Raw genomic sequence first — 12571 nt, 5'->3', positions numbered from 1 at the left:
CCGGTGCGGATCCGGTGCGCTCACCGCGCCTCGATCTCATCGGCGACGCCGATGTCCTCGTGCCACAGTGCGGGCTGTTCGGCGATGAACGTGGTCATCACGTCGATGAGGCGCTGGTCGTCCAGGACCGTGACGTCGACCCCGTGCTCGGCGAGCCAGTCGTGGCCGCCGCTGAAGGTCTGCGCTTCCCCGACGATCACCGCGCCGATGCCGAACTGGCGCACCAGCCCGCTGCAGTACCAACACGGCGACAGCGTGGTCACCATGATCGTCGAGCTGTAGTCGCGGCGGCGGCCCGCCGCGCGGAACGCATCGATTTCGGCGTGGAGGCTGGGATCGCCGGATTGCACTCTGCGGTTGTGGCCGCGGCCCAGCAGTGTGCCGTCCGCGGCGAACAAGGCCGCGCCGATCGGAATACCGCCCTCGGACCGGCCGCGTAGCGCCTCGTTGTAGGCCACCTCGAGCAACTGTTCTGTCGGTACCCGTGTCATGGCTCCACACTGCAAGCAACCGGGCCGTGTCGCAACATGCAGATTGTCCGTGCCGTTCGTGGTTGTGGATGACAACGACCTAGTGCGCCGGCCGCCGGCTTACCCGACCGTCGGTCATCGAGTTACCGACCGCCTCTCTCGACCTCTCCGCTCGGCCGCAGACCAACCCGCCGAATCAACCCTGCCAACGCTCCGGCAGCGCAATGCCGACGCCGAGCTGACCACACATCGACGCGGATCAGCGGCTGACAGTGCTCGACTGATTGCGCCAATTCGGTGCGGGAGCGAGGAATTCGCCGGTGCCGGTGCGGAATGCGTCGCGCGCCTCGGCGTCGTCGCGCAGTTGCGCCATCATCCATGCCGTCGGATATCCCAGATAGCCGTAGACGCCGCTGGTGCACGGAGTCGACGCCTGTGCGCAGTCCGGTCGGCCTTGCACATCATTGTGATCGGGGCCGTTGAGCGTCGCCCATACCTTCGGCACGCTCGTTGCGGTCGCCTCGTAGTACGCCTGATTCGACTGCAAACCGACCGCCTGCCATGGCAGCGCCTGCGTCGAAGGGGAGATGAACCGGTCGGCCGAGCCGTTGACGAAGAACACCGAACCCGAGGTGAGCTTGCGACTGTCGGCGCACGTAGTCCCCGAAGAGCACCACAGCTGCGCCGGTATTTCGATCGGCACCGCAGTCTTGATTGCGCCTTCCGACGCCACCATCGCGTTGAGCACGCCGCTGGCGCCTTGCGAATGGCCCATCGCGCCGGCCGCCGCTGTGTCGAGCTTTCCGAAGAACATGCTCGCCGGATCGGCGGCGAGCCCCTTCAGATACGACAGCGAGCCGAGAATGTCACTGCCGGAGCCGGTCTGCTGGTTCTCGGTGCCGATCACCACGAAACCCCACGATGCCAGGTGCCGAAGCAGATAGGCGTACTGGCTCGGTACGGCCTTGGTTCCGTCGCCCCACACCACAATCGGGTGCTTTGCGCTGCCCGCGCCGAGGTCGGTCGGGTGCCAGACGTCATATTTCGCCCCGGTGGAATCGCAGCATCCGAACCCGATTTCTTCGGTCACCGCCCACGGGCCCTGCTGGAAGTACTTCGACTCGATGCCGGGAGCCGGTAGGTAGGGCTGCGAATCTGCCTGTGCGACACCCACTGTCGTACCGACCCCGGTCAGCGTCGCCGCTACCGCCACCGCACACATCGCTCGCGCCCACTGAGTCACGAGCTCGAGTATAGGAACGACGTCGTGTCGTACTCGGTTGGCGGCGCAGGCAAATCGGTCGGCTGCGGAGACCGTTTCGGCATTAGTGGGCCAGTGTCGGACAGTCGGATCGCGAGCTCCGCAGTGTGCAGCCGGGACGAGCTCGTCTGGCATATGCCGTGTTCCGAAGGTATATCCGGCATACTGAGCGGCACAGTCAGCGCTTGGTTTCGCCGTTTCGTAACCGATGGAGATCCATCAACTGCGGAGGTGACGACATGAGTGTGCTCGATCGTCGAACTGTTCTAGCAGGTGCTCTGACAGCGACAACCGCCCTGGTAGCGGGATGTAGTCGCGATGAACCATCCGAGCACACCGATACGACGCCGACCGCTCCGCAGACTGCGAAGGCTGCCTTCGATCGCCTGATGGCGGGCAACCGGCGGTGGGTCGAGGGCAACCTGAACCACCCGGACCGAGATCCGGATCGTCGTCGGTTACTCGCCCAGAATCAGCAGCCCTACGGCGTCATACTGTCGTGCATCGATTCGCGGGTCCCGCCGGAGCTGCTGTTCGACACCGGGCTCGGCGATCTATTCGTCATGCGAACCGGTGGACTCGCAGTGGGCCCCGTCGTGACCGGTTCCGTTGAATACGGCCCGATGACCGGCCGCACCCCGTTGATCGTTGTCCTCGGGCACCAGCGCTGCGGTGCGGTGGCCGCCGCCTATAAAGCGCTGCGCGAAGGCCCGCCACTGCCGGGCAATCTGCAGGCGATCGTGGAGGCGCTGCGCCCGGCATACGAGCGCATGGATTCGCCGGGCGCAGACCCGGTCGAGACGATGACCCGCATCCAGGTCGAGTTGACCGCCGGAGAGCTACGGCGCAACGACGACCTCGCACCCCTGGTTGATACCAACGCCCTTTCGGTTGTCGGCGCCTACTACTCGCTCGACACCGGGCAGGTCGAAGTGCTCGACGGAGCTCCGGCCTGATATCGACGGCCGCATGCCGCAGGTGATGGAGAGTTCCCCACCGCCCGCGGCTTGCGGTGCAGGGTCTGACACAAAGCCCGAATATTCAGGACGTAGGCTCGAATACTGTGCCGAATACGCCAACACCCACCGATGACCAGACGGAGTTCGATCCCGTCACCCGCCACGAGGGCGACCCGAACTACCTGGTCGGGCTCGATCTCGAGGGGCGGCGTGTCGTCGTAATCGGTGGCGGGACGGTGGCGCAGCGCAGGCTCGGACTGTTGATCGCCTCCGGTGCGGCTGTCCACGTGATCAGCCGTGAAGTCACTCCGGCAGTAGAAGGTATGGCCACCTCGGGGCAGCTCACCGTGACCCTGCGCGCGTACGCGGACGGCGATCTCGATGGCGCCTGGTACGCGATCGCCTGCACCGACGAACCCGAGACCAATGCCGCCGTGGTCGACGAGGCCACTCGCCGCCGCATCTTCTGTGTGCGCGCCGATGTCGCGCGGCTCGGCACCGCCGTCACTCCCGCAACGGCCCGCTACGACGGACTCACCCTCGGCGTGCTGGCGGGCGGTCAGCATCGCCGCTCGGCCGCCGTGCGCACCGCGCTGCTCGAGGCGCTGCAATCCGGTGTGGTGACCGATGATTCGACACCGGTCACCCCGGGCGTCGCGCTGGTCGGTGGCGGACCAGGCGATCCGGATCTGATCACCGTGCGTGGCCGCAGGCTGCTGGCCAGAGCAAACCTGGTGGTTGCCGATCGGCTGGCGCCGCCGGAACTGCTCGCCGAACTCGGACCGGATGTCGAGGTGATCGACGCGGCGAAGATCCCGTACGGCCGCGCGATGGCGCAGGAGGCGATCAATACGGCGCTGGTCGAGGGCGCCAAGTCGGGCAAATTCGTGGTGCGGCTCAAGGGCGGTGACCCGTATGTGTTCGGTCGCGGCTACGAGGAAGTGGAAGCGTGCGTTGCGGCCGGGATCCCGGTCACCGTGGTGCCCGGCATCACCAGCCCCATCTCCGTCCCGGGGGCCGCGGGCATCCCGGTGACCCACCGTGGTGTCACCCATGAATTCGTGGTGGTGAGCGGGCACGTCGCACCGGACCACCCGGATTCACTCGTCGACTGGTCGGCACTGGCCAAGTTGCGCGGCACCCTCGTGCTGATGATGGCTGTCGAGCGGATCGAACAATTCGCGACCGTGCTCATCGATGGCGGGCGGTCCGCCGACACGCCGGCGACCGTGATCCAGGAGGGCACCCTGCGCACCCAGCGCGTGCTGCGCGCGGACCTCGGCACCGTCGCCGCCCGGGTGCGCGACGAAGGCATCCGCCCGCCGGCCATCGTGGTGATCGGCCCGACGGCCGGGTTCTCCACCGATTCCGTGCACCCGCTTGCGGAATCCACGGGCGGATAGGGCATTTTTCGCTGACCCGCGCCGGTGGTGGCGACTCGGTCGAGTGTCACAAGTCCTCGCCTGATCCGTTGTGACTCGCCCGCGCGGACTCATGTCGGCCCGAATCGATACCGCCGAGTCAACTACAGTGGCTCACCGTGCTCGAGAATCCCCCTGCGACGATGCAGTATCCCGTGACGCAGCGGGCCTTCGGGCTCGCGATCCTAGTGCTGAGCGGGCTGCAGCTGATGGTTGTGCTCGACGGTACCGTGGTGATCTTCGCCCTGCCACGGCTGCAACAGGAAATGGGAATGTCCAGCGCGGGCGGCGCGTGGACAGTGACCTCGTACGGTCTCACCTTCGCGGGCCTGATGTTGCTCGGTGGCAGGCTCGGTGACGCCTTCGGTCGCAAACGCATGCTGATACTCGGTGTCGGACTGTTCACCTTCGCCTCGCTGCTGTGCGGGCTCGCGCAGGGCGAGGCCATGCTGATCGCGGCGCGCGCGGTGCAGGGCGCCGGTGCCTCGATCGCGGCGCCGACATCCTTCGCCCTGGTGGCAACCACTTTCGCACCAGGAAAGGTGCGCAATCAGGCAATCGCGATCGTCGGCTCCATGGTCGGCATCGGCTCGGTAGGTGGTCTGGTGGTCGGTGGTGCGCTGACCGAGATGAGCTGGCGCTGGATCTTCCTGATCAATGTGCCGATCGGTGCGCTGATCATCCTGGGTGCGATGTACCAGCTCGCGGACACCGAACACCACCGTTCCTCGCTGGATGTGCGCGGCGCGGTGCTCGGCACGCTGGCCTGCGCCGCCATCGTGTTCGGTGCGACCGAAGGACCGGAAATGGGCTGGACCAGCCCGGCCATCATCGGCTCCCTGATCGGCGGTGTCGTGCTGCTGATCATCTTCGTGGTGATGGAACGGCAGATCGAGGATCCGCTGCTGCCGTGGTCGCTGTTCGACAGTCGCGATCGCGTCGCGACCTTCCTCTTGATCTTCCTCGCCGGTGGCGTGCTCGGTGCGATGACCTTCTTCGTCGCGCAATTCCTGCAGAACGTGCTCGGCTACGGTCCGCTGGTCGCGGGCGTGGCGTCGATTCCGTTCACCATCGGCATCGGCATCGGTGGCGCGCTGGCCTCCAAGGCAGCGTTGCTGATCGCACCACGCTGGTTGCTGTGTGGTGCGGCCTTCGTCCTTTCTGCCGGATTGCTGTTCGGTTCGCAGCTCGATGGCGGGGTGAACTACCTGACCACCTTGCTGCCGTTGTTGATCGTGATCGGCTTCGGTGTCGGCGTGGCGATGGTGCTCGCGCCGCTGTGCGTGCTCGTCGGTGTGCCGCTGTCGGATATCGGCCCGCTTTCCGCCGTGGGGCAGATGTTCATGAACCTGGCGACGCCGGTGTTCATCGGTCTGCTCACCCCCATCGCGGCATCGCGCACACTGTCGATGGGCGGCCGCACCGGTAAGGCGGCGGATATGAACGAGGCCGAGATCTTCGCGCTGGGCAGCGGGTACACGCTGGTGCTCGCGGTCTGCTCGCTCGTCGCGGTGGTGGCCGGCTTCATCGCGCTGGTGCTGCGCTTCACGCCCGAGCAACTGGCTCAGGCACAGCACGCGCAAGAGGAAGCGCAGCAGACCGGTCCGATGCCGGTCGTTCGCCAGACCGGTCCGATACCGGTCGTTCGCCGGTCCGACTACCGGGGCTGACCGGGTGCCGGGTGACTCCGCTGCATCGGTGCAGTATCCCGTGACGCAGCGGGCATTCGGGCTCGCCATCCTCGTGCTGAGTGGGTTGCAGCTGATGGTGGTGCTCGATGGAACCGTGGTGATCCTCGCGTTGCCACGACTACAGGACGAGCTCGGGCTGACCAGTTCCGGCAGCGCCTGGATGGTCACCGCCTACGGGCTCCCGCTGGCCGGCTTGATGCTGCTCGGCGGCCGGATCGGTGACTCCTTCGGCCGCAAACGCATGTTCATCGTCGGTGTCGCGCTGTTCACGCTGGCCTCGCTGCTGTGCGGGCTCGCCCAGAACGAGGCAATGATCATCGCCGCCCGCGCCATCCAGGGCACCGGAGCCGCGCTCGCGGCCCCCACTGCATTCGCCTTGGTAGCAAGCACATTCGCGCCGGGAACCGTGCGCAATCAAGCCTTCGCGATCTTCGGTTCGATGATGGCCGTCGGCTCGGTCGGCGGGTTGGTGATCGGCGGTGCGCTGACCGAGGTGAGTTGGCGGTGGATCTTTCTGATCAATGTGCCGATCGGCGCATTGATCATCCTCGGCGCGGTGTATCGGCTACGTGACACCACCCATCAGCGGCTGACCTTGGATGTGCGCGGCGCGGTGCTCGGCACACTGGCCTGTGCCGCCCTGGTGTTCGGGGCTACGGAGGGACCAGAATTCGGCTGGAGCAGCCCGGTCATCGTCGGTGCACTGGTCGGCGGCGCGGTATTGCTCTTCGTCTTCGTTTTCGCCGAACGCCGAGTGGACAATCCCCTGCTGCCGTGGTCGCTGTTCGATCACCGCGATCGGGTCGCCACCTTCCTCGCGATCCTGCTGGCAAGTGGTGTGCTCGGTGCGACAACCTATTTCGCGGGCCTGTTCATTCAGAATGTGGTCGGTTACAGCCCGCTGGTCGCCGGAATCGCCTTCATACCGTTCACCATCGGCGCCGGTCTCGGGACCGCGCTGTCGTCGAGACTGGCGATGGGGATCGCACCACGTTGGCTGCTGAGCGCGGGGGCGGGGATTCTGGTCTGCGGATTGCTGTTCGGCTCGACCCTCGATCGCGACGTGCAGTATGTGCCGACGCTGCTGGGCCTGTTCGTCGTGATCGGTCTCGGCATCGGTATGGCGATCGTGCTGATCCCGCTGTGCGTACTCGTCGGCGTTGCGCCCGCGGATATCGGCCCGCTCTCGGCGGTCGGCCAGATGTTCCTGAACCTCGGCACACCCATCGCGATCGGCCTGCTCGCCCCGGTGGCCGCCTCGCGAACACTGGCACTCGGCGGTCGAACCGGCAGTCCCACGGGCATGACGGTCGCCGAACTCGATGCGTTGGGCAGCGGATACACCCTGGTGCTGTTCGTCGCCGCGGTCGGCGCGCTGCTGGTCGGGCTCGTCGCAATGACGTTGCGGTACACCGCCGCCGAGATCGCGCAGGCGCAGCACACACAGGAAGAGGCCCAGCAGAGCTGAAACTGCCTGGCCCCGAGCGGATTACATGCGGCCTGCGACCTTGCGTGGAGTGACGCGCACGATGACGCGGGGTCCGTCGTTGACCGACGCCGGATTGAATTCCAGATAGGGCAGCCCGCTGTACTTGTGCGACAGCTCATTCGGCAGTGTCTTGTCGGGATCGGGCGTCATGGTCGCCGTGCCACGAATCTCTGCGTATACGTACGGATTCTCCGGCGGATTGATCATCACGGTGATGCGCGGATCGCGGGCGAGGTTCTTGCCCTGCTGGCGGTCCACGGTGGTGGAGAACAGCAGGTCTTCGCCTTCACGCTTCACCCAGACGACGGTCAGGTGCGGTTGTCCGTTGGGTCCGATGGTCGCCGCGGTCGCGAACACCTTCGACTCGTCCAGGTACTTCTTCAGGTCATCGGAAAGCACGGTGGTAGGGGTCACGTACAACTGGAACAGCCCACAGGTGGTTGGAATTCCGTCTCCCAACTCCATCATCGATCGACGAGATGGCAAAACGGCGCCCGTGTTATCTCAGTCGACGTGTTGGTCGGCCCTCAGCAGGGCGTCGTCGAGGATGGTCAGACCTTCCTTTGCCTCGCCTTCGCTGACGATGCAGGGTGGCACGACGTGCAACCGGTTGAAGTTGACGAATACCAGCAGCCCCGCCGCGCGGCAGGCCGCGACGATCTCGGTCATCGCCGGACTGCTACCGCCGTAGGGGGCGAGTGGTTCGCGGGTCGCTCGGTCGCGGACGAGTTCCAGGGCCCAGAAGACGCCGATCCCGCGGACCTCGCCGATGCTGGGGTGGCGCTCGGCAAGATCCCGGAGGCCGGGGCCGAGCACGCGCGCACCGATGTCGGCGGCATTCTCGACGATGCGTTCGTCGGTCATCGCGTTGATGGTCGCCACCGCCGCGGCCGTCGCCAAGGGGTGACCGGAGTAGGTCAGCCCGCCTGGATACGGTCGATCATCGAACGTCGCTGCAATGGCCGGGCTGATCGCGACGCCACCGAGCGGCACATATCCGGAGTTCACGCCCTTGGCGAAGGTGAGTAGATCCGGTACGACACCCTCGAAATGCTCTATCGCGAACCACTTTCCGGTGCGGCCGAACCCCGACATCACCTCATCAGCGATGAAGATGATGCCGTACTTGTCGCACAACGCCCGCACCCCGGCCAGGTATCCGGGCGGCGGGACCATGATTCCCGCTGTGCCGGGGACGGATTCTAGGATGATCGCGGCAATAGTGCTCGGCCCCTCGAAGACGATGGTCTGCTCGAGATGCGCCAGCGCGCGCTCGGTTTCCTCGGTGTCGTCGCTCGAATGGAACTGCGAGCGATAGCGAAAGGGTCCGAAGAAGTGCACGACGCCGCTATTGCCGTGGTCGTTGGGCCAGCGTCGCGGATCGCCGGTGAGGTTGATCGCGGTCTCGGTGCCGCCGTGATACGAACGGTAGCGCGCCAGCACCTTGTAGCGGCCGGTGTGCAGCCGCGCCATCCGCACCGCATGCTCGACGGCGTCGGCGCCGCCGTTGGTGAAGAAGATCTTGTTCAACGCGCCCGGCGTGCGTTCGGCGATCAACCGCGCGGCCTCCGAGCGTGCCTCGTTCACGTGCTGCGGTGCCACGGTGCAGAGCTTGGCCGCCTGCTCCTGCACCGCGGCAACGACTTTCGGATGTTGATGCCCGATATTGGTGTTGACGAGCTGAGAGGAGAAATCGAGCAGCCTGTTGCCCTCGCCATCCCAGACGTGGCAGCCCTGCGAGGCGGTGATGGTCATCGGGTTGATCTGCGCCTGCGCGGACCACGAATGGAAAACGTGGCGGCGGTCGAGTTCATAGGCGCGGGCAGCGGCCTGCCGCGCCTGGTCGGGCGTCAATCCGTTGGGCAGCGTCATCGGCGAGTTCTCCTGCGTCACTTGGTCTGTGGGCGGTGCTTTCGCGGGCGTTACTTGTTCTGGGGGAAGCCCAATTCGAGCCCGCCGTGGCTCGGATCGAGCCAGCGGCTGGTGACGGCCTTGCCTCGGGTGAAGAAGTGGACGCCATCGGTGCCGTGTGCATGCGAATCGCCGAACAGCGAATTCTTCCAACCGCCGAAGCTGTAGTACGCCATGGGAACCGGGATCGGCACGTTGATGCCGACCATGCCGACTTCGACCTCGTTGTGGAAGCGCCGGGCCGCGCCGCCGTCGTTGGTGAAGATCGCAGTGCCGTTGCCGTAGGGGTTCGCGTTGATCAGCGCCAGCGCGTCGTCGTAGGTGTCGACCCGGACCACCGACAGGACGGGACCGAAGATCTCGTCGGTGTAGACGCTCATATCGGTGCCGACGTGATCGAGAATCGTCGGCCCGAGCCAGAACCCGTTTGCCGCGCCGTCGGCTTCGATGCCGCGGCCGTCGAGAACTACGGTGGCTCCGGCGGATTCGCCCGCATCAATGTACGCGGCGACGCGGTCGCGGTGCTCCCGGGTCACCAGAGGACCCATGTCGGTATCGCGGGTGCCGTCGCCGGTCTTGATCGTCCCGGCCCGTTCGGCGATCTTGGCGACCAGCTCGTCGCCGACGGAGCCGACCGCGAGCACCACGCTGATCGCCATGCAGCGCTCGCCCGCGGAGCCGAAACCGGCGTTGACCGCGGCGTCGGCGGCCAGGTCCAGATCCGCGTCCGGCAGCACGAGCATGTGGTTCTTCGCGCCGCCGAGGGCTTGCACCCGCTTGCCGTTCGCGGTGCCGCGATGGTAGACGTATTTCGCGATCGGGGTCGAGCCGACGAACGAGACGGCCTTGATGCCCGGGTTGTCGAGCAGCTCGTCGACGGCGACCTTGTCGCCCTGCACCACATTGAAAACGCCTGCGGGCAGGCCCGCTTCGTGCCACAGCTCGGCCATCCACAGCGACGCGGACGGATCCTTCTCGCTCGGCTTGAGCACTACGGTGTTGCCCGCGGCGATCGCGACCGGGAAGAACCACATCGGCACCATCGCCGGGAAATTGAACGGCGAAATAACGGCCACCGGACCCAACGGCTGGCGGATCGAGAAGATGTCCACCTTCGTCGAAGCGTTCTCGGTGTATCCGCCCTTGATCAGATGCGGGATGCCACAGGCGAATTCGACGATCTCCAGACCGCGGGCCACCTCGCCGAGCGCATCGGAGAGCACCTTGCCGTGCTCGGCGGTGATCAGCTTGGCCAGTTCCTCTTTGCGTTCGTTGAGCAGCTCACGGAACCGGAACAGCACCTGGGTCCGGCGGGTCAGCGAGGCGTCGCGCCACGCGGGGAACGCCGCGGTCGCGGAATCGATCGCCGCCTGCACGTCCTCGACGCTCGCCAGCGCTACCTGCCCGGTCACCACACCGGTCGCAGGATTGGTCACCGGCGCGGTCGCGGCACTCGTTCCTGCGAAGCCCTTGCCGTCGACCCAATGCGCGATTGTCTGCATATCTCCTCGATTCGATCCGTGAGCGTCGGTGTGTAGCTGCCTCCGGGCGTCGGTGCCCTCGGCGTCATCGGCGTGGATTCGGCTGTATTCCCAGCGTGCGCCGGGATCCAGAATGCGCGCGGGTTGTCGTTCCTACTGGTGCTTTGCTGGATCCCGGCGTGCGCCGGATCGAAGTTGTCGAGTCTCACTCTGCCGCATGAATCGGCATCCGTGAGCCGACAATCTGTACGCGATTTGCGTTTTCGTATTACGATTCGTCGGTGTTGCTGTCTGTTGCGGATGTCTTGGCCATGCCGGTGGTGCGTGCGGGGGATCCGCAGGTCGTCGGTGGGGGATCGCTGGATCGTCCGGTGCGGTGGGTCCATGTCAGCGATCTGCCGGAGGTCGCCGAGCTGCTGGTCGGCGGCGAACTGATTCTGACCACCGGACCAGCCTTGAGTGGCAGTGACACGGCTACGGTCGACTATCTGTCGGCGTTGGCGGGAGCGGGCGTGTCCGGTCTGGTCGTCGAGCTCGGCGACGCCGTGCCTGCCTTGGCTCCGGTGGTCGCGACCACCGCCGACGCGCTCGGACTGCCGGTGATCGCACTGCACCGGATTACGAGGTTCGTCGAGATCACCGAGGCGGTGCACCGGGTGATCGTGGCCGATCAATACGCCGAGCTGGAGTTCGCGAGGACGGTGCACGAGACCTTCACCGAACTCAGCGTCCGGCGCGCCTCGCTGGCGGAGATCGTCAAGACCGCCGCGGGCATGCTCGACTGCTCGGTGGTGCTCGAAGACCTTTCCCATCGGGTGCTCGCACTGACCGCGCGGCACACCACCACCTCGGCGATTCTGGAGAACTGGGAGACCACCTCGCGCATGCTGCCCGAAGGCTGGGATGTGGTGGCGGTCGGTCCGCACACTCAGCGGTGGGGCAGGCTGATCCTGCGCTCCAGCTGGGTGCCGACCCCACGGGCGCGCATGGTGCTCGAGCGCGCCGCCCAAACCCTGACCCTGCATCGGATGATCGACAAGGATCGCTTCGGACTGCACCGGCAGGCGCAGACCGGCCTCATCGACGACCTGGTCAACGGCAGAGTGCTCGACGAGCGTGACGCGCAGGCCAGGGCCGCGGCGCTGGGTCTGCTTGCGCGCCGGGCGAATTACGTGCCACTCGCGATGGATGTTGCCGCGCTGGACGAAACCGATCAGGTCGCCAGGCAGCGCCGCAGCGTGGGCGTGCTCGACGCGGTGACGCACGGCCTCGGGTTGACGAAAGCCGCCGCGCTGACCGCGGCGGATCACGGCGATCGCGTCAGCATGATCCTCGCGGTCCCGCGTACCGCCGACCTCGACGAGGTGCTGCACGGGATCTGCCTGGCGATCACGGCCGAAGTGCGCCGTGTCGACGGTGTGCAGCGCGTGGTCGTCGGCGTTGGCGCGGAATCGGAATCGCTGCTGGACACCGCGCGCGAACTGGCCCACGCCATGCATGTCGCCGAGGTTGCGCTATCGCTGGAAACGTCCGCGCCGCGGCCCTTCTATCGCGGCGGGGACGTTCGGTTGCGCGGCCTGCTCTCCCTCATCCGCAACGAGCCCGGCGTGCAGAGCTTCGCCGAAACCGAGCTGAGTGCGCTGCTGCGCTACGACATTCGGCATGCGGCCGACCTGACCCGCACGTTGCGGCAATTCCTCGATGTGGCGGGCAACAAAACCGAACTCGCACGCAGACTCAACATCAGCAGGCCGACGCTCTACGACCGGCTGGCGCGCATCGAGCGCATTCTCGACGTCGATCTCGAGGACGGTGAGTCCCGCACCTCGCTGCACACCGCTCTGCTCATTCGAGATCTGACCGCGAACGCCGACAAACTGTAAGCCGA

At 66.2% G+C, this 12571-nt stretch carries 10 protein-coding genes; 5 read left to right on the top strand and 5 right to left on the bottom strand.

Features of this window, described 5'->3' with window-relative positions:
• Window positions 1-20: 20 nt before the first annotated feature.
• Together OHA42_RS31765 and OHA42_RS31760 are read right to left on the bottom strand one after the other, a co-directional pair.
• Window positions 21-467, bottom strand: a complete 447-nt coding sequence (locus OHA42_RS31765; RefSeq protein WP_406239734.1) for a nucleoside deaminase — start codon at window positions 465-467, stop codon at window positions 21-23.
• 262 nt (window positions 468-729) lie between these two features.
• Complete coding sequence (locus tag OHA42_RS31760; protein WP_406231400.1) at window positions 730-1713, bottom strand: hypothetical protein; 984 nt, start codon at window positions 1711-1713, stop codon at window positions 730-732.
• A gap of 257 nt (window positions 1714-1970) precedes the next feature.
• Between OHA42_RS31760 and OHA42_RS31755 the strand changes: the two genes are divergently transcribed.
• From OHA42_RS31755 to OHA42_RS31740, 4 genes are all read left to right on the top strand, one after another.
• Window positions 1971-2687 (top strand): carbonic anhydrase, encoded by a 717-nt coding sequence (locus tag OHA42_RS31755; RefSeq protein ID WP_406231399.1) that lies wholly within the window; start codon window positions 1971-1973, stop codon window positions 2685-2687.
• A gap of 185 nt (window positions 2688-2872) precedes the next feature.
• A complete protein-coding gene (gene cobA / locus OHA42_RS31750; protein ID WP_406239732.1) occupies window positions 2873-4093 on the top strand; it encodes a uroporphyrinogen-III C-methyltransferase in 1221 nt (406 codons plus the stop codon).
• Between the two features lie 161 nt (window positions 4094-4254).
• Window positions 4255-5781, top strand: a complete 1527-nt coding sequence (locus tag OHA42_RS31745; RefSeq protein ID WP_406239730.1) for an MFS transporter — start codon at window positions 4255-4257, stop codon at window positions 5779-5781.
• 28 nt (window positions 5782-5809) lie between these two features.
• A complete protein-coding gene (locus OHA42_RS31740) occupies window positions 5810-7270 on the top strand; it encodes an MFS transporter (RefSeq protein WP_406231398.1) in 1461 nt (486 codons plus the stop codon).
• Between the two features lie 21 nt (window positions 7271-7291).
• Here OHA42_RS31740 and OHA42_RS31735 read toward each other — a convergent pair whose 3' ends face one another.
• Genes OHA42_RS31735 through OHA42_RS31725 form a run of 3 tightly spaced genes read right to left on the bottom strand, consistent with a single transcriptional unit; the run spans window position 7292 to window position 10704 of the window.
• The gene (locus tag OHA42_RS31735; RefSeq protein WP_406231397.1) at window positions 7292-7759 is read right to left on the bottom strand and encodes a PPOX class F420-dependent oxidoreductase; all 468 of its coding nucleotides are present in this window, start codon (window positions 7757-7759) and stop codon (window positions 7292-7294) included.
• Between the two features lie 36 nt (window positions 7760-7795).
• Window positions 7796-9163 carry an aspartate aminotransferase family protein gene (locus OHA42_RS31730; RefSeq protein ID WP_406231396.1) on the bottom strand — a complete coding sequence of 456 codons (1368 nt, stop codon included), beginning with the start codon at window positions 9161-9163 and terminating at the stop codon, window positions 7796-7798.
• 50 nt (window positions 9164-9213) lie between these two features.
• The gene (locus OHA42_RS31725; RefSeq protein WP_406231395.1) at window positions 9214-10704 is read right to left on the bottom strand and encodes a CoA-acylating methylmalonate-semialdehyde dehydrogenase; all 1491 of its coding nucleotides are present in this window, start codon (window positions 10702-10704) and stop codon (window positions 9214-9216) included.
• Window positions 10705-10964: 260 nt separating this feature from the next.
• Here OHA42_RS31725 and OHA42_RS31720 point away from each other — a divergent pair, with 260 nt between their 5' ends.
• Entirely contained in the window at window positions 10965-12566 is a 1602-nt protein-coding gene (locus tag OHA42_RS31720) for a PucR family transcriptional regulator (protein WP_406231394.1), read from the top strand.
• Window positions 12567-12571: the final 5 nt, after the last annotated feature.

The organism is Nocardia sp. NBC_01009 (assembly GCF_045208035.1).
Lineage (GTDB): Bacteria > Actinomycetota > Actinomycetes > Mycobacteriales > Mycobacteriaceae > Nocardia.
The sequence above is the reverse complement of the archived record's forward strand: the minus strand, read 5'-3'. Positions and strand labels throughout refer to the sequence as shown.

Bases quoted from the DNA above. Each gene is read 5' to 3' on its own strand.
- OHA42_RS31745 (WP_406239730.1), top strand. From the start codon at position 4,255: ATGCAGTATCCCGTGACGCAGCGGGCCTTCGGGCTCGCGATCCTAGTG.
- OHA42_RS31755 (WP_406231399.1), top strand. From the start codon at position 1,971: ATGAGTGTGCTCGATCGTCGAACTGTTCTAGCAGGTGCTCTGACAGCG.
- OHA42_RS31730 (WP_406231396.1), bottom strand. From the start codon at position 9,163: ATGACGCTGCCCAACGGATTGACGCCCGACCAGGCGCGGCAGGCCGCT.
- OHA42_RS31735 (WP_406231397.1), bottom strand. From the start codon at position 7,759: ATGATGGAGTTGGGAGACGGAATTCCAACCACCTGTGGGCTGTTCCAG.
- OHA42_RS31725 (WP_406231395.1), bottom strand. From the start codon at position 10,704: ATGCAGACAATCGCGCATTGGGTCGACGGCAAGGGCTTCGCAGGAACG.